Origin of the sequence: Pseudomonas sp. B26(2017), assembly GCF_002113045.1 — a bacterium.
Classification (GTDB): domain Bacteria; phylum Pseudomonadota; class Gammaproteobacteria; order Pseudomonadales; family Pseudomonadaceae; genus Aquipseudomonas.
In genome coordinates this window covers 140,954-157,286 of record NZ_NEJJ01000017.1, presented here as the reverse complement: position 1 = coordinate 157,286, position 16,333 = coordinate 140,954, and the positions used below count along the sequence as shown (strand labels likewise).

The window sequence follows — 16,333 nt, the reverse complement described above, 5'->3', positions numbered from 1 at the left end:
CAAGAAGAAGGATTCCAACATGCCTAGCCTCAACAAAGCCTGCGGCCTTGCCGCACTCGCGGTTCTGAGCGCCTGTTCGCTCCCGGTTCTGGCCGATGAAAACGCCGCGCTGCAAGACGGTCACGAGTACATGTTGACCACCAATTACCCGAACAACCTGCACGTCATCGACCTGGCGACCGACAGCCTGTACAAGACCTGCAAGATGCCCGATGCCTTTGGCCCCGGCACCGTACAGCTTTCGCCGGATCGCAAGACCGCGTACGTATTGAACAACCATTACGCCGATGTCTACGGTGTCGAGCTGGACAGCTGCAAGCAGGTGTTCCATGCCAGCATCACCCGGCAGCCTGGGGAGAAGGCGCGGTCGATGTTCGCCTTTACCGTCAGCCATGACGGCAAGGAGCTGTACACCATCGCCAACCCGACCCAGATGCTCAACGATCGCTACGAGGTCAAGCAGCCGCGGCTGGACGTCTACGCCACCGACGCCGGAATGGACGCCAGACCGGTGCGCAGCTTTCCGGCTCCACGGCAGTTGACGATCATGCAGAGCGGCGATGACGGTACGCTCTATGTGGCCGGCGCCGATGTGTACAAGGTCGATGTAAAGAGCGGCAAATTCGACGTTCTGATCCCCAGCCGCCACTGGAAACGCCCGAACTACAGCGCGCCGGACGTGCTTTACGTATGGAACCAGCAAACCTATCGCCACGATTTCTCGCTGCTGTACACGGCGGCGAAGTTCAAGGACAAAAAACAGGACCCGGCCACCGCCGAATACCTTTATGGCTTGTTCAGCGTCGATCTGAAAACGGGCAAGACCGAGACCACTGACTTCGGCCCGTTGACCGAGATCTACTTCAGCGGCATGCGCTCGCCGAAGGATCCGAACCTGATGTTCGGTGTACTCAATCGTCTGGCCAAGTACGACATCAAGCAGAAAAAGCTGATTCAGGCGGCGACACTGGATCATTCCTACTACTGCATTTCGTTCAACAAGGACGGGAGCAAGATCTACCTGGCCGGGACCTTCAACGATGTGGCGATCTTTGATGCCGAAACCATGAAGCAGACCGGCAGCATCAAACTGCCGGGTGGGGATATGGCGATTACTACGGCACAGATCTTCGTCCGGTAATTAGCGACGTCAGCGATGACGCCTTCGCGAGCAAGCCCGCTCCCCCATTTGAAATGCGGTTCAAATGGGGGAGCGGGCTTGCTCGCGAAGAGGCTCTCCAAATCCCTGAAAAGTCAGGCCCCCGGCACCGGGCAGCTCATGTCACCTTCCTCACATTTCAAATACTGTTTGAGCGCCTCGGTTCGCGACTTGGTTACTGAGGCGATGCAATTGTTGTAGATCAGCGGATAAACACTCCCGCCTGCCACTCCGGATGCCGAAAACTTGCACTCGGCATCGCGAAAGCCGATCCACGCCCGTTGCGCGCTGACCAGCAGTTTCTTGCCATCAGGGTTGTTCTTCAACCGGGCGGTGATCTGTTGATAAACCGTATTCAACTCCTTGTCCGCCGCCTTGTTCTCTTGTGCGGCGCACTGATTCATCGTCGCTTGATCGCTGGCATTGGCGCAGTCCACGGCAGCGTGAGCAACAGAAGTGAAAAGAAAGGGTGTCAGGGCCAGAAGCAGGCGTGGGGACATGAGTCATCTCGCTTTGATGAATGAACCTGCCGGGCAGTTTAGCGACTTCGTGGCGCTAACAAGGTGCACGGTGTCTGGAGGCGTTGAGCAACCGCTCCGCTGTCGCGGCAATTTCCTCTCCGTCATGCAGCTTTTCCAGCCACCCGAACGGGATTCCCTGCACGCCGTAGTGGGCGCCGGCCAACTGGCCGACGATGGCAGCCGTGGTGTCCGCGTCATCGCCCAGATTCGCCGCTTGCAGGACGGCGGCGGCAAAACTGTCGGTGTTCTGGAAGCACCATAACGCCGCTTCCAGGGATTCGACGCAGTAGCCACTGCCGCGAATGTCGCGCTCGGTCTTGTGCAGGTACTCGCCCCGGGCAATCGCCGCCACCTTGGGCTGGCTGAAGATTGTTTGCGGCTGAGTGCGCAGTTGCGCTTTCGACTCGCCTTCCAGAGCCCTGCAGAGCAGTTCGGCAAACAGCTGGCAGCATTCGATGGCTTCGGGCGCCGAATGCGTAGTGCGTGAACTGTCGGCGGCGAATCGCCTGATTTGCCGGGCATCCGGGAAGTAGAACAGTACAACGGGCACCAGACGCATCAGCGACCCGTTCCCGGCGCTGTGGGGATCGGTGGAGCCGGCAAACGGCTCACCGGTTTGTTGAAAACGATCCAGCGCCTGACTCACGGTCATGCCGATATCGAAACATTCGCCGGTCGAACTCAAATAACCCCATTGCCACCAGTTCAGATAGCGGCCCATCTGGTCAGCGGCATCGAAGCCGTTTTTGTTCAGCAGACTTTCCGCCAGGCACAACGCCATCGAGGTGTCGTCGGTCCATTGGCCGGGCTTCAAGTGAAACGGCCCGCCACCCATCATCTCGGTCAGGGGCTGGAAGCTGCCGCGAGGCTGGAATTCGACGGTGGTTCCCATGGCATCGCCACAGGCCAGACCGAGCAGGGCTCCACGGTAACGTTCGGGGAGGGAGGGCTGCATGATGACGTCCTTGTGTCGTTCAATTCGTTGCGAACGTTATCAGTTTCACGGTGCTGATCCGTCCGCATTCTGACGAACCGGTGCCCCAAAATACTGCCGGATATTTCAATCAGCCCGACCGTTGCACCGGATTGATACAACTTCGGATTGGACATGTGGTCATACAAGCCTACTGTTCAAAACAGGAGGTGACGTATGAAACCAGTACCCAACAGCTTTGAACGTAAAATCATGCTCAAGTCGCCGCGCTCGCATGTCTGGCGTGCCCTGGTCGATGCCGAGGCGTTCGGCCAGTGGTTCGGCGTTGCGCTGGAAGGCCGGCGGTTTATACCGGGCGAATGGACGCAAGGGCAGGTCACATACCGCGGTTATGAACATGTGCTCTGGAATGTGTTGGTGGAGCGGGTCGAGCCGCAACAGCTGTTCTCCTTCCGCTGGCACCCGTACGCGGTGAACCCGAAAATCGACTACTCCCAGGAACCGACCACGCTGGTCAAATTCGAACTGCAGGACTACGAGAACGGCACGTTGCTGAAGGTCTCCGAATCAGGTTTTGCGCACATTCCCGACGTGCGCCAGAAAGAGGCCTACTACATGGACAGTCGGGGCTGGGAGGAGCAGTTGAGTCGACTTGAGCACTTCCTCACGGAAAGCGACCGTTCTCGCGAGCGTGAAGGTAGCTGATCTCGACCTGTTCACGCCGTGGCTGGGACGCTGTGCGCTGGTATTCGCCGGACTGTCTGTCGCGTGGTTCATGGAGGATGACGAGCAAAAAGCCGCCGCCGGACAGCTGAAATTCGCCGGATTGGCGGCTTCTGCACTCGATGTCTGACACGCCTAAGGGTTTTCGGAAGGCCTGCTATGGCGAATGTCTTACACGCTATGGTAGCTATTTCGACTATTGCCGATTGGATCCAGAGCGTAACCTAGCCTCATCAACTGAAACACAGGGAGTGTTTCAGGATCACGGATGATCGACCATTAGCAAGGATCGCTGCCGACAGGGAGTCGATAATGGTCTTGGGAAAAACCCGCTTCGGCGGGTTTTTTTTCGCCCGCAGAAAAGTGCGCTGCCCACACAGAAACACCGCCGATCTGGCGGTGTTTCTGCATCTGCAGGTTTTACGAGGCGATCAACTGCCGCAACACGTAATGCAGGATCCCGCCGGACTTGAAGTACTCCACCTCGTTCAAGGTGTCGATGCGGCACAGCACTTCGATTTTTTCCTGACGTCCGTCTTCACGGGTGATAACCAGCGCCAGGTTCATCCGTGGTGTCAGCTCGACGCCGTTCAGGCCCTGAATATCCAGGGTTTCCTTGCCGGTGAGGTTCAGGCTCTTGCGGTTCTGATCCAGTTTGAACTGCAACGGCAGCACGCCCATGCCCACCAGATTGGAACGGTGGATCCGCTCGAAGCTTTCGGCGATCACCGCTTTTACCCCCAGCAGGTTGGTGCCCTTGGCGGCCCAGTCACGGCTGGAACCGGTGCCGTATTCTTGCCCGGCAATCACCACCAGCGGCGTGCCCGAGGCCTGATAACGCATGGCCGCGTCGTAGATCGCCAGTTTCTCGCCGGTCGGAATGTAGATCGTGTTGCCACCTTCTTCGCCGCCAAGCATTTCGTTGCGGATACGGATGTTGGCAAACGTGCCGCGCATCATCACTTCGTGGTTACCCCGGCGTGAGCCGTAGGAGTTGAAGTCCCGTGGCTCGACGCCTTGCTCGCGCAGATAGCGCCCGGCCGGGCTGTCGGCCTTGATGTTGCCGGCGGGGGAGATGTGGTCGGTGGTCACCGAATCGCCCAATAGCGCGAGCACTCGCGCGCCTTTCACATCGGCGATCACCGGCAAAGGCCCGGCAATGTCGTCGAAAAACGGCGGGTGCTGGATGTAGGTCGAATCCGCCTGCCAGACATACGTCGCAGCTTGCGGTACTTCGATGGCTTGCCACTGTTCGTCGCCGGCAAACACTTCGGCGTACTCCTTGTGGAACATCGCCGTGTTGACCTGATTTACAGCGTCAGCGATTTCCTTGCTGCTCGGCCAGATGTCGCGCAGGTACACCGGATTGCCCTGCTGGTCATTGCCCAGCGGTTCGCTGCTGATGTCGGTGCGCACACTGCCGGTCAGGGCATAGGCCACCACCAGCGGTGGCGAGGCCAGCCAGTTGGTTTTTACCAGCGGATGCACCCGGCCTTCGAAGTTGCGGTTGCCGGACAGCACCGACGCCACGGTCAAATCGGCTTTCTGGATGGCTTTCTCGATCGGTTCCGGCAGCGGGCCGGAGTTGCCGATACAAGTGGTGCAGCCGTATCCGACCAGCGAAAAACCGAGCTGATCGAGGTATTGCGTCAGTCCGGCGGCTTTGTAGTAATCAGTGACCACTTTTGAACCCGGTGCCAGCGAACTTTTCACCCACGGCTTGCGGGTCAGGCCTTTTTCCACGGCTTTTTTCGCCAGCAGGCCGGCAGCCATCATCACGCTGGGGTTGGAGGTGTTGGTGCAGGAAGTGATCGCGGCAATCACCACCGCGCCGTTTTTCAGGCGATAGGTGTGGCCGTCGTACTCGTAATCGGTTTCGCCGACCAGATCGGCATTACCCACAGCGACACCGCCGCCGCCTTCGCTTTCGAGGCGTCCTTCTTCCTTGCTGGTGGGTTTGAATTGCAAGTCGAGGAAGTCGCTGAACGCCTGACCGACATTCGGCAGAGACACCCGGTCCTGCGGACGTTTCGGCCCGGCGAGGCTGGCTTCGACGCTGCCCATGTCCAGCGCCAGACTGTCGGTGAACACCGGCTCCTGACCGGGCAGGCGCCACAGCCCTTGAGCTTTGGTGTAGGCCTCGACCAGTTTGACCACTTCTGGCGGACGACCGGACAGGCGCAGGTATTCCAGCGTCACGTCATCGACCGGGAAGAAGCCGCAGGTCGCGCCATATTCCGGAGCCATGTTGGCGATGGTGGCGCGGTCGGCCAGCGGCAGGTCGGCGAGGCCGTCACCGTAGAACTCGACGAATTTGCCGACCACGCCTTTCTTGCGCAGCATCTGGGTCACGGTCAGCACCAGATCGGTGGCCGTGATGCCTTCCTTGAGCTTGCCGGTGAGTTTGAAGCCGATCACTTCCGGAATCAGCATCGACACCGGTTGCCCGAGCATCGCCGCTTCCGCCTCGATCCCGCCGACGCCCCAGCCGAGTACACCGAGGCCGTTGATCATGGTGGTGTGGGAGTCGGTGCCGACCAGCGTGTCGGGGAAGGCGTAGGTGCGGCCGTCTTCATCCTTGGTCCAAACGGTGCGGCCAAGGTATTCGAGGTTGACCTGGTGGCAGATCCCGGTGCCCGGCGGCACCACGCTGAAATTGTCGAAGGCGCTCTGGCCCCAGCGCAGGAAGGCGTAGCGTTCGCCGTTGCGCTGCATTTCGATGTCGACGTTCTGTTCGAAGGCGCTGGCGCTGGCGAACTTGTCGACCATCACCGAGTGGTCGATCACCAGATCCACTGGCGACAGCGGGTTGATTCGCTGCGGATCACCGCCGGCCCTGGCCATGGCGGCGCGCATCGCGGCCAGATCGACCACGGCAGGAACGCCGGTAAAGTCCTGCATCAGCACACGGGCAGGGCGGTACTGGATTTCTCGGTCGGAGCGGCGCTCTTTGAGCCACGCGGCAATCGCCTTGAGGTCGGCGCCGGTAACGGTTTTTTCATCTTCCCAGCGCAGCAGGTTTTCCAGCAGGACTTTCAGCGACATCGGCAGCCTGGCGAGATCGCCCAAGGACTTGGCGGCATCCGGCAGGCTGAAATAGTGGTAAGTCTTGTCATCGACTTTCAGGGTCTTAAGGGTGTGCAGGCTATCGAGGGACGGCATTACGATCACTCCTTTGAATCCGCACGGCTACGGATTGAGGGGACGAATAGAGCTTAAAACTTAGCCCTGTTTTAGGTAGCTGGCTAATAACTGGACTCTATGACAGGAACCAAGGTTCCGACATCGGCTATCATGCGCCGGTTTTCGTGACAGGCTTTGCTTCAACGCAGGGTCTGGGCATCGCGCAGGGGATGAATGATCGCCCTCTGCCCAGGAGTAAGAATGAACACCCTATTCATGCATTGCCGGCCAGGCTTCGAAGGCGAAGTCTGCTCGGAAATTTCCGACCTCGCCGCCCAACTGAATGTGGCCGGCTACGCCAAGGCCAAACCGGCCACCGCTTGTGCCGAGTTTGTCTGCACCGAAGAAGACGGCGCCGAGCGCCTGATGCGCGGTCAGCGTTTCGCCGAGCTGATTTTCCCGCGCCAGTGGGCGCGCGGGTTTTTCATCGATCTGCCGGAAAACGACCGCATCAGCGTGATCCTCGCGCACATGGCTGAATTCCCGGTCTGTGGCAGCTTGTGGCTGGAAGTCGTCGACACCAACGACGGCAAGGAACTGTCGAATTTCTGCAAAAAGTTCGAAGGCCCGCTGCGCAAGGCCCTGACCGGCGCCGGCAAGTTGGTGGAGGACGCCGGCAAGCCGCGCCTGCTGCTGACCTTCAAAAGCGGTCGTGAGGTGTTCCTCGGTCTGGCCGATGCCGGTAACTCGGCGATGTGGCCGATGGGTATTCCGCGTTTGAAGTTCCCGCGCGAGGCGCCAAGCCGTTCGACCCTGAAGCTGGAGGAGGCCTGGCACCATTTCATCCCCCGCGATCAGTGGGAAGATCGCCTGCACAGCGACATGACCGGCGTCGATCTCGGCGCGGCGCCGGGCGGCTGGACCTGGCAACTGGTCAATCGCGGCATGCTGGTGACCGCCATCGACAACGGCCCGATGGCCGAAAGTCTGATGGACACCGGTCTGGTGCAGCACTTGATGGCCGATGGTTTCACCTTCAAACCGAAGCAACCGGTGGACTGGATGGTCTGCGACATCGTCGAGAAGCCGGCACGCAACGCCGCGATGCTCGAAGAGTGGATCGGCGAGGGGCATTGCCGGGAAGCGGTGGTCAACCTCAAGTTGCCGATGAAGCAGCGTTACGCGGAGGTGAAGCGCTTGCTCGAGCGCATCGCCGACGGGTTCAAGGCCCGCGGGATCAAGGTCGACATCGGCTGCAAGCAGCTGTATCACGACCGCGAGGAAGTGACCTGCCATTTGCGCCGCCATGATGTGAAGAAAGCCAAAGCCCGCTGAGCGCGCGACAGGTGACCGAACACCCGGCCTTGGGCGACAATGCCGGCCAGTTTCAGGAGTGAATCATGAGTGAAATGATCAATATGCCGGTCGACGGCACCCTCGACGCTACGGGCCTCAACTGCCCGGAGCCGGTGATGATGCTGCACCAGCACATCCGTGACCTGGTGCCCGGTGGCCTGCTCAAGGTGATCGCCACCGACCCGTCGACCCGCCGCGACATCCCCAAGTTCTGCGTGTTTCTTGACCATGAACTGGTGGGGCAGCACGAAGAGGCCGGGACCTTTCTGTACTGGATCCGCAAGAAGTCTGGTTGATCGGAAAGCAAAAAAAAGACCTGCATGTGCAGGTCTTTTTTTATGCCCGGTCAGCCCATCGAGCGGCTGATGCGAATGCGTGTGCGTGCACTGCGCGTCAGGCGGATCGATAGCATCAGCGCCGCGCAGCTGAGGCCGACGATCAGGCCTTCCCACAAGCCGCTCGGGCCGCGTGGTTCGCCGAGCCAGTCGGTCAGGCCGAGGGCGTAACCCACCGGCAGGCCGATGCCCCAGTAGGCGAACAGGGTCAGGATCATCGTCACCCGGGTGTCCTGATACCCACGCAGTGCGCCGGCGGCGGTGACCTGGATCGCGTCGGAAAACTGGAACAGCGCCGAGTACACGATCAGCATCGCGGCGATGTGAATCACCATCGGATCCGATGTGTAGATTGCCGCAATGTGTTCGCGCATCAGCAGCATCATGCTCGCCGACAGGCAAGCGTAAGCCAGCGCGGTGCCCATGCCGACACCCGCCGCGAAACGCGCTTCGCGGGGCTCTTCACGGCCCAGAGCCTGACCGACCCGCACGGTCACGGCCATGCCCAGCGAGTACGGAATCATGAACACCAGCGAGCTGACGTTCAGCGCTATCTGGTGCCCGGCCACCACCGTGGCGCCGAGGCTGCCGATCAACAACGCAATCACCGCAAAGATGCTCGACTCGGCAAACACCGCGACGCCGATCGGCAGACCGATGGCCAGCAAGCGCTTGATCACCGCCCATTGCGGCCAGTCGAAACGGCTGAACAGTTCGCTCGACTTGTAGGCCGGCGCCCAGCGCTCGTAACCGGCCAGACCCAGTGCCATCACCCACATCACGATCGCCGTGGCCCAGCCGCAACCGACGCCGCCCATGGCCGGTACGCCGAGGTGACCGTAAATGAACACGTAGTTCAGCGGAATATTCAGAGCCAGACCGCACAGGCCCAGCACCATCGCCGGGCGGGTGCGACCGAGACCGTCACTGGTGCAGCGCAGCACATGGTAGATGGCCACGGCCGGCAGACCGCTGGCGATGCCGTGCAGGTACTGCATGCACGGGCCGATCAGTTCCGGATCGACTTTCATCAGGTGCAGGATCGGTTCGGCGCTGAACAGCATCGTGGTCGCCATCAGGCCCACCACCAGTGCCAGCCACAAGGCCTGACGCACGATCGGGCCGATTTCGCTGTGGGTGCCGGCGCCGAAGCGCTGGGCGACTTTCGGTGTGGTGGCCAGCAGAGTGCCGGTCATCAGCAGGAACACCGGCACCCAGATCGAGTTGCCCAACGCCACGGCCGCCAGATCCTTGGGCCCGACGCGCCCGGCCATCACCGCATCGACGAAGCCCATGGCGGTGGTCGCCAGTTGCGCGATCATGATTGGCAGGGCCAGGCCGAGCAGATTTTTCAGCTCCAGGCGAACCCGGGCAGGGCGGTTGAGGGAAACGGCAGCGGGGCGGTCAGTCACGGAATTCACAGGCAAAGCGTCCACAGGGGTTGATGCGCAAGGCCGGGCATTCTACGCCGTTGACGTTATGGTCAGGAAAAATCCTCTGTTGCGGATTTGTAATCGCCCCGCCTCATCAAGAAGTCAAAGCCTGCTGGCTCATCGCAGCCCCAGCGCCTACACTGCCGATCCGCCCAAGGAGCCCCGCCATGCTGATTGTTGCCGACGAAAATATCCCGCTGCTCGATGCCTTTTTTGCCGGTTTCGGCGAGATCCGCCGGGTGCCGGGCCGCTCCATCGACCGGGCCACGGTCGAACAGGCCGATGTATTGCTGGTGCGCTCGGTGACCAACGTCAACCGCGCACTGCTGGAAGGCAGCAAGGTGCGTTTTGTCGGCACCTGCACCATCGGCACCGATCACCTGGATCTCGATTACTTCAACGAGGCCGGCATCACCTGGTCCAGCGCGCCCGGCTGCAATGCCCGGGGCGTGGTCGATTACGTGCTCGGCAGCCTGATGACCCTGGCCGAAATCGAAGGCGTCGAATTGAGTGAGCGCACTTACGGCGTGGTCGGTGCCGGTGAAGTCGGCGGGCGCCTGATCAAGGTGCTCAAAGGCCTGGGCTGGAACGTGAAAGTCTGCGACCCGCCGCGTCAGGCGGCGGAGGGCGGCGATTATGTCAGCCTGGAGCAGATCATCGCGCAGTGCGACGTGATCAGCCTGCACACCCCGCTGACCCGCAGCGGTGATGGCGCGACCTGGCATTTGTTCGACGAGCAGCGTTTGCAGCAGCTCAAGCCCGGCGCCTGGCTGATCAACGCGGCTCGCGGTCCGGTGGTGGATAACACCGCGTTGCGCGAAGTGCTGCTGGAGCGTGAGGACCTGCAAGCAGTGCTTGATGTCTGGGAAGCCGAACCGCAAGTCGATGTGGCGCTGGCAGAACTTTGCGTACTGGCGACGCCGCACATCGCCGGTTACAGCCTCGATGGCAAACAGCGCGGCACGGCGCAGATCTATCAGGCGTACTGCGAATTTATCGGTGAGCCCGCCAGCATTCAGCTCGGTGATCTGCTTCCAGCACCTTGGCTTTCGGAAGTTTCCCTGCATGCCGACAGCGATCCGGCCTGGGCGCTGGCGATGTTGTGCCGTGGCGTGTACGACCCGCGCCGGGACGACGCGGATTTCCGTCGCACCCTGCTGGGCAGTGTCGGTGAGCAACGCGCCGCGTTCGATGTGTTGCGCAAACAGTATCCGGTAAGGCGCGAGATCGAAGGCTTGAAGGTGCGAATCGAAGGAGACTCGCCGACCTTGCGCCAGATCGTGACGGCGCTGGGTGCTGTGGTCGTATAAAAAACGGGCAGAAAAAACCCGGCCTGCAGGGGCCGGGTCAGGAAGACGGTGGCGATATCACTTTTGTTCGGCAGGCTTGACCAATCGCTGTTCCAGTTCGCGGCATGCGTCCTGGATCATGTCTTCAGTGATCTCAATTTCACGCCCGTTTTCGTCGATGATCGAGCAACCCAGAGGTTGGCCGGGCTTGGTGCGGATCACTTCAATCTTGTCATCGCTGCTGTTTTGCAAGGACATGGCCTGTCTCCTCATCAGGTTGTGCGCCTAAGTTAAATCCGTCAGGTGACCAGGCTGTGACAACTCCCTGCGGTCGGTCCGGAACGGCATCTCCACTCAAACAGAAATGACCGTCCGTCTCAACCCGGACCTTAGACCAATAGCCTCTAGGGGGTAGTCTTGCCGGTCATAATTAACCTGACTCATTGTGATTTGCAGAGTTCCACCCCATTTGACTCTGTAGGCCGGCCCTATCCATCAGCACACGACGTGAACCTGAATGATCCCGATGCTCTCCTCGCGCCACCGCCGGGCCCTGCGCCTGACCATTCATTTCCTTACGCCCTATCGCTGGCCGGCATTCGGCGCACTGCTCGCACTGATCGTCACGGCGGGCATCACCCTGTCGATGGGGCAGGGCATCAAGTTGCTGGTCGATCAGGGTTTCATGACCCAGTCGCCGCACTTGCTCAACCAATCCATCGGCCTGTTCATGCTGCTGGTTTTCGGCCTGGCGCTCGGCACCTTTGCGCGGTTTTATCTGGTGTCCTGGATCGGTGAGCGCGTGGTGGCGGACATCCGTCGGCAGGTGTTCAACCATCTGGTGTACCTGCATCCCGGGTTTTACGAGGACAACCGCAGCTCGGAAATCCAGTCGCGGCTGACCGCTGACACCACGTTGCTGCAATCGGTGATCGGCTCGTCGCTGTCACTGTTCCTGCGTAATTTGCTGATGGTCATTGGCGGTGTGGTGCTGCTGTTTATCACCAACGCCAAACTCACTAGCATCGTGGTGATCGCGCTGCCGCTGGTGATTGCGCCGATCCTGATCTTCGGCCGCCGCGTGCGTAACCTCTCCCGGCTGAGTCAGGACCGGATCGCTGACATTGGCAGCTACGTTTCTGAGACCCTCGGCCAGATCAAGACCGTGCAGGCCTACAACCATCAGGTGCAGGACGAACAGCGTTTCGCCAGCACCGTCGAGCAGGCGTTCGAAACCGCACGCAAACGGATTTTCCAGCGAGCCTGGCTGATCACTCTGGTCATCGTGCTGGTCCTCGGCGCCGTTGCGGTAATGTTGTGGGTCGGCGGTATGGACGTGATTGCCGGGCGGATTTCTGCGGGTGAACTGGCAGCGTTCGTTTTCTACAGCCTGATCGTCGGTAGTGCTTTTGGTACTTTGAGCGAAGTGATTGGCGAGTTGCAGCGAGCGGCCGGCGCTGCCGAGCGCATCGCCGAATTGCTGCGCTCGGAGAACATCATCCAGCCACCGACCACGGGATTGGTGACGCTGCCGGAGCGGGTCAAAGGTGAGCTGGAACTGCAGGATGTGCGTTTTTCCTACCCTTCGCGTCCCGAAAACCTTGCCGTCGATGGCTTGAGTCTGACGATCAACGCCGGCGAAACCCTCGCCCTCGTGGGCCCGTCCGGCGCGGGCAAGTCCACGGTGTATGACTTGCTGCTGCGTTTCTACGATCCCCGGGAAGGACGGATCCTGATTGACGGCGTGCCGCTGACGAGCCTTGATCCGCTGGACCTGCGTCGCTGCTTCGCGCTGGTCTCGCAAACCCCGGCGCTGTTCTTCGGCAGTGTTGAAGAGAACATCCGTTACGGCTGCCCGACCGCCACGCTGGAGCAGGTCCAAGAAGCTGCGAAAATCGCTTATGCCCACGACTTCATCGAACAAATGCCCGACGGTTACCAGACCCATCTGGGTGACGGCGGCCTCGGCCTGTCAGGCGGACAACGCCAGCGTCTGGCCATCGCCCGGGCGCTGCTGGTCGACGCGCCGATCCTGCTGCTCGACGAAGCCACCAGCGCCCTCGATGCCCAGAGCGAACATCTGATCCAGCAAGCGCTGCCGAGCCTGATGCAAAACCGCACCACACTGGTCATCGCCCACCGGTTGGCCACAGTGAAAAACGCCGATCGGATCGCGGTGATGGATCAGGGAAAACTGGTGGCGATCGGCACGCATCAGGAGTTGATTGCCAGTAATCCGCTGTATGCGCGGTTGGCGGCGTTGCAGTTCAGTGATGGTCAGAAAACACATTGAATAAGGCTGCCAAGCTCGATGGCATCGGGCACTATGGCGACCATTGAGATGCCTTCGGAAGGGATATGAGCCGCTACCAGCCCCCATTGACCCTGACGCCTCGAATGCTCGGACTGATCGCGGAGATCAGTGAGCAGATCGGTCGGCTTTCGGCTGCCGACAGCGGGCGACAGACACCCCAGTTGCGTCGTGGGAATCGTATTCGAACGATCCAGGCTTCTCTGGCAATTGAAAACAACACGCTCAGCGTCGAGCAGGTGACTGCTGTATTGGCCGGGCAACGGGTGCTGGGTTTGCCTCGAGAAATTCAGGAAGTGCGCAATGCTTTTGCCACTTATGAATGCCTGATTGACTGGAAACCCGGTAATCGATCGGATTTGCTGCGCGCTCACGAGCTTTTGATGCAGGGGCTGATTGACGAGAGTGGGCGCTTTCGGCGAGCAGGTGTCGGTATCTATCGAGGTGAGCAACTGGTCCACATGGCGCCGCCGCCGAGCCGGATTGCCCAATTGGTGGACGACTTGCTGGCGTGGCTCGATGCTTCGGACTGGCATCCGTTGATTACCAGTTGTGTTTTCCACTATGAGTTCGAGTTCATCCATCCTTTCGCTGATGGCAACGGGCGAATGGGACGGCTCTGGCAAACGTTGATCCTCAGCCAGTGGCGGCCGGTGTTGGCGTATTTGCCCGTTGAGGCGGTGATTCGTGAGCAGCAGGATGATTACTATGCGGCGTTGTCGGCCGCTGACCGACTGGCAGAGTCAACACCGTTCGTGGAGTACATGTTGAATGCGTTGAATCTGGCGTTGCGTGAGGCTATCGAAAGCGAGCCTTCTACCGACCTAGTAAGCGACCCAGTAAGCGACCCAGTAGCGAAGCTCTTGCGTGTTCTTCGAGGTCGGTCACTGAGAATCAGCGAGTTGATGGCTGAAATGGACTTGTTGCACAAGGCAACCTTCCGGGCCAACTACCTTAATCCTGCGCTGGCCGATGGAATGATTGAAATGACAGTTCCCGAAACGCCAAACAGTCCGACACAAAAGTATCGATTGACCGATCTTGGCAGCGCGGCAGTTGCAAAGTTGATGTGACGGAAGGTTCAAAGGCGCAATAAGAATGCCCGCATCTCTCGATGCGGGCATTTTTGTTTACTTCGATCTATCGGTGATACGAGCTTCAATCACTGATCGTCGAAATACCGCTCATGCCAATCCACCAGCGGTTGCGGCGAGTTGAGTTTCTGGCCGTATATCACCGAGTAGGACAGCACGTTCTGCACGTACTGGCGGGTTTCGTCGAACGGGATGCTTTCCACCCACACATCGAAGCTCAGGTGGTCGGCACCGCGCAGCCACTGACGCACGCGGCCGGGGCCGGCGTTGTAGGCGGCGGAAGCGAGCACGCGGTTGCCGTTGAACTGGCTGTGCACCTGGCTCAGGTAAGCGGCGCCGAGCTGGATGTTTTTATCCGGATCGAGCACCTGCTGCGGCGAGGCCAATGGAATGCTGAACTTGCGCGCGGTTTCCTTGGCGGTGCCGGGCATCAGTTGCATCAGGCCGCTGGCGCCGACGCTGGAACGGGCATCGTCCATGAACGCACTTTCCTGACGGGTGATGGCGAATACCCAGCTGGAATGCAGGCCGCGCACCTTGGCTTCGCGTACCAGGGTGTCGCGGTGGGCCATCGGGAAACGGATGTCCAGGTCGTCCCAGTACTGCGCCTGACTGATGGTGCGGATGGCCGGGAAGTACCATTTCAGGTCGTAGGCCAGTTTGGCCTGGGCGACCATTTCGTCACGGTTGAAATGCCGGCTGACGTGGTACCACTCGCGACGTCCGTCGACGATCTGCCCACGGGCGTGGAACTCCAGTGCGCGGCGCACGCCGGGGGTGTTGCGCACCTTGTTGATCAGCGCCTGACTGAGCACCAGCGGTTTGTTGTTCAGCGAATACGGCGATTGCGAGCGGTCGGCGGCGAGGAAGCCGTAGAAATCACGCTCCCGCGACAGATTCTTGTACAGCGTCTGCGCTTCCGGGTTTTTCGGTTGCGCCAGTTCCAGACTGCGGGCCTGCCAGTAACGCCAGCGGTTGGTGGTGGCCAGATCCTGCGGTAGACGGCGGGTCAGTTGATAGGCGTCGTCCCAGCGCGCCAGACGCAGCAGCAGGCGCAGGCGCCATTCGGACACGGTGTTGTCGCGCAGTTCCGGGTCGTACTTGGTCATCACATCCAGCGCGCGGCTGTCGAAGCGGCGGGCCAGAGTCAGACCGATTTCCCGTGCGATCGCGACTTTTTCATCGCGGGAGAAATGCATGCTGCTGGCATATCCGTCGAGCAGGGCCATGGCCTTGTCCGGGTCCTGGCGCGCGAGGCGGCGCAGGCCGAGGCTGACCACGTCCGACATCGGCTCATCGGCTGGCGTGAATCTCGACGGCTGGTTGAGCAGTTCCGGTTTTTGCGCCACATCCACCAGCAGGCGGCCACGCGGGGCGAGGGTGGTCAGGCCGTTGACCAGGCTGTTGGCCAGCGGATAGTTGCGGTGCTGGGCGGCGAGTTTGGCGCGTTCCCAGCGTTTCTGCTCGGTCAGCTGACCTTCGGCGGCCCACATGCCAAACAACGCATCGCAGGCGGCGGGTTGGGATTTGCCGGTCAGCCACAGCTTCTCGGCGTTGGCATAGCCCTCGGCCTTCTTGTCGTGGCTGATCTGGTACTGCGCGTTCAGGCAGTCCAGTTCGGTGAAATTCAGTTTGGGGTCGTAATACTTGACGAACGTCGCCCAGTCGCCGCGATCGGCCAGCCACCGCAGCCAGCGCAACTTCATCCAGTTGGCTTGGGGCAGGTCACCGTGTTCGGCCAGGAATTTTTCGATCTCCGCGTTGCTGGCAGTTTTCAGCCGGGCGGTCAGCTCGTCATAAGCCAGGTATGGCTCCAGCGGATAGTCGGCCAGAGCCTGGCTGTAACGGAAATACGGGCCGCTGTCGCCCTTGGCGAGGGCGCGCTTGGCTTCATCGTAATACTGGCGTTGGGTGGACAGGTCCACCGCCTGGGCGGATTGAACGGCAGCGGCGGAAAGCAGCAAACATGACAAAACACTGAAGAGGCGACTGCGCATGAGACATCCGGGCAGAGAAATCATGACAAGTGCCGGCCCTAAACCTGCACTGAATTGC

General features: G+C 60.5%; 14 protein-coding genes. 8 read left to right on the top strand and 6 right to left on the bottom strand.

Annotation, left to right across the window (positions count from 1 at the left end; genetic code table 11):
• Nucleotides 1–19: 19 nt before the first annotated feature.
• Nucleotides 20–1,141 (top strand): quinohemoprotein amine dehydrogenase subunit beta, encoded by a 1,122-nt coding sequence (gene peaD, locus CAF79_RS23430; RefSeq protein ID WP_085700525.1) that lies wholly within the window; start codon nucleotides 20–22, stop codon nucleotides 1,139–1,141.
• A gap of 113 nt (nucleotides 1,142–1,254) precedes the next feature.
• Here peaD and CAF79_RS23425 read toward each other — a convergent pair whose 3' ends face one another.
• Both CAF79_RS23425 and CAF79_RS23420 read right to left on the bottom strand, forming a co-directional pair.
• Nucleotides 1,255–1,659 carry a lysozyme inhibitor LprI family protein gene (locus CAF79_RS23425; protein WP_085700524.1) on the bottom strand — a complete coding sequence of 135 codons (405 nt, stop codon included), beginning with the start codon at nucleotides 1,657–1,659 and terminating at the stop codon, nucleotides 1,255–1,257.
• Nucleotides 1,660–1,714: 55 nt separating this feature from the next.
• Entirely contained in the window at nucleotides 1,715–2,635 is a 921-nt protein-coding gene (locus tag CAF79_RS23420) for an ADP-ribosylglycohydrolase family protein (RefSeq protein WP_085700523.1), read from the bottom strand.
• Between the two features lie 195 nt (nucleotides 2,636–2,830).
• Here CAF79_RS23420 and CAF79_RS23415 point away from each other — a divergent pair, with 195 nt between their 5' ends.
• Nucleotides 2,831–3,319: an SRPBCC family protein gene (locus CAF79_RS23415; protein WP_085700522.1), complete on the top strand. Its 489-nt coding sequence runs from the start codon at nucleotides 2,831–2,833 to the stop codon at nucleotides 3,317–3,319.
• A complete protein-coding gene (locus CAF79_RS23410; RefSeq protein ID WP_256579479.1) occupies nucleotides 3,306–3,467 on the top strand; it encodes a hypothetical protein in 162 nt (53 codons plus the stop codon). Before CAF79_RS23415 ends, CAF79_RS23410 begins: the two co-directional genes overlap by 14 nt.
• Nucleotides 3,468–3,757: 290 nt before the next feature.
• Here CAF79_RS23410 and acnA read toward each other — a convergent pair whose 3' ends face one another.
• Nucleotides 3,758–6,499, bottom strand: coding sequence for an aconitate hydratase AcnA (gene acnA, locus CAF79_RS23405; RefSeq protein ID WP_085700521.1), 2,742 nt, complete (start codon nucleotides 6,497–6,499; stop codon nucleotides 3,758–3,760).
• 222 nt (nucleotides 6,500–6,721) lie between these two features.
• Here acnA and rlmM point away from each other — a divergent pair, with 222 nt between their 5' ends.
• Nucleotides 6,722–7,795: a 23S rRNA (cytidine(2498)-2'-O)-methyltransferase RlmM gene (gene rlmM / locus CAF79_RS23400; protein WP_085700520.1), complete on the top strand. Its 1,074-nt coding sequence runs from the start codon at nucleotides 6,722–6,724 to the stop codon at nucleotides 7,793–7,795.
• A 65-nt stretch (nucleotides 7,796–7,860) separates the two neighbouring features.
• Nucleotides 7,861–8,112: a sulfurtransferase TusA gene (gene tusA, locus CAF79_RS23395; RefSeq protein WP_085700519.1), complete on the top strand. Its 252-nt coding sequence runs from the start codon at nucleotides 7,861–7,863 to the stop codon at nucleotides 8,110–8,112.
• Between the two features lie 50 nt (nucleotides 8,113–8,162).
• Here tusA and CAF79_RS23390 read toward each other — a convergent pair whose 3' ends face one another.
• On the bottom strand, nucleotides 8,163–9,572 hold the full coding sequence (locus CAF79_RS23390; protein ID WP_085700518.1) for an MATE family efflux transporter: 1,410 nt from the start codon (nucleotides 9,570–9,572) through the stop codon (nucleotides 8,163–8,165).
• Nucleotides 9,573–9,751: 179 nt separating this feature from the next.
• On the opposite strand from CAF79_RS23390, the gene pdxB reads away from it, so the two are divergent.
• On the top strand, nucleotides 9,752–10,894 hold the full coding sequence (gene pdxB / locus CAF79_RS23385; RefSeq protein ID WP_085700517.1) for a 4-phosphoerythronate dehydrogenase PdxB: 1,143 nt from the start codon (nucleotides 9,752–9,754) through the stop codon (nucleotides 10,892–10,894).
• Nucleotides 10,895–10,951: 57 nt separating this feature from the next.
• On the opposite strand, the gene CAF79_RS23380 is transcribed toward pdxB, so the two are convergent.
• Nucleotides 10,952–11,131 carry a PA1571 family protein gene (locus CAF79_RS23380; protein WP_085613114.1) on the bottom strand — a complete coding sequence of 60 codons (180 nt, stop codon included), beginning with the start codon at nucleotides 11,129–11,131 and terminating at the stop codon, nucleotides 10,952–10,954.
• A gap of 259 nt (nucleotides 11,132–11,390) precedes the next feature.
• Between CAF79_RS23380 and CAF79_RS23375 the strand changes: the two genes are divergently transcribed.
• Both CAF79_RS23375 and CAF79_RS23370 read left to right on the top strand, forming a co-directional pair.
• Entirely contained in the window at nucleotides 11,391–13,166 is a 1,776-nt protein-coding gene (locus CAF79_RS23375) for an ABC transporter transmembrane domain-containing protein (protein ID WP_170929777.1), read from the top strand.
• A 65-nt stretch (nucleotides 13,167–13,231) separates the two neighbouring features.
• A complete protein-coding gene (locus CAF79_RS23370; RefSeq protein ID WP_085700516.1) occupies nucleotides 13,232–14,257 on the top strand; it encodes a Fic family protein in 1,026 nt (341 codons plus the stop codon).
• A gap of 89 nt (nucleotides 14,258–14,346) precedes the next feature.
• On the opposite strand, the gene CAF79_RS23365 is transcribed toward CAF79_RS23370, so the two are convergent.
• Nucleotides 14,347–16,275, bottom strand: a complete 1,929-nt coding sequence (locus CAF79_RS23365; protein WP_085700515.1) for a transglycosylase SLT domain-containing protein — start codon at nucleotides 16,273–16,275, stop codon at nucleotides 14,347–14,349.
• Nucleotides 16,276–16,333 lie beyond the last annotated feature (58 nt).

Excerpts from the sequence above, each read along its gene's own strand:
- CAF79_RS23425 (WP_085700524.1), bottom strand. The coding sequence starts at position 1,659 with ATGTCCCCACGCCTGCTTCTGGCCCTGACACCCTTTCTTTTCACTTCT.
- CAF79_RS23375 (WP_170929777.1), top strand. The coding sequence starts at position 11,391 with ATGATCCCGATGCTCTCCTCGCGCCACCGCCGGGCCCTGCGCCTGACC.
- CAF79_RS23380 (WP_085613114.1), bottom strand. The coding sequence starts at position 11,131 with ATGTCCTTGCAAAACAGCAGCGATGACAAGATTGAAGTGATCCGCACC.
- tusA (WP_085700519.1), top strand. The coding sequence starts at position 7,861 with ATGAGTGAAATGATCAATATGCCGGTCGACGGCACCCTCGACGCTACG.
- acnA (WP_085700521.1), bottom strand. The coding sequence starts at position 6,499 with ATGCCGTCCCTCGATAGCCTGCACACCCTTAAGACCCTGAAAGTCGAT.
- rlmM (WP_085700520.1), top strand. The coding sequence starts at position 6,722 with ATGAACACCCTATTCATGCATTGCCGGCCAGGCTTCGAAGGCGAAGTC.
- CAF79_RS23365 (WP_085700515.1), bottom strand. The coding sequence starts at position 16,275 with ATGCGCAGTCGCCTCTTCAGTGTTTTGTCATGTTTGCTGCTTTCCGCC.
- CAF79_RS23370 (WP_085700516.1), top strand. The coding sequence starts at position 13,232 with ATGAGCCGCTACCAGCCCCCATTGACCCTGACGCCTCGAATGCTCGGA.
- peaD (WP_085700525.1), top strand. The coding sequence starts at position 20 with ATGCCTAGCCTCAACAAAGCCTGCGGCCTTGCCGCACTCGCGGTTCTG.
- CAF79_RS23420 (WP_085700523.1), bottom strand. The coding sequence starts at position 2,635 with ATGCAGCCCTCCCTCCCCGAACGTTACCGTGGAGCCCTGCTCGGTCTG.
- pdxB (WP_085700517.1), top strand. The coding sequence starts at position 9,752 with ATGCTGATTGTTGCCGACGAAAATATCCCGCTGCTCGATGCCTTTTTT.
- CAF79_RS23415 (WP_085700522.1), top strand. The coding sequence starts at position 2,831 with ATGAAACCAGTACCCAACAGCTTTGAACGTAAAATCATGCTCAAGTCG.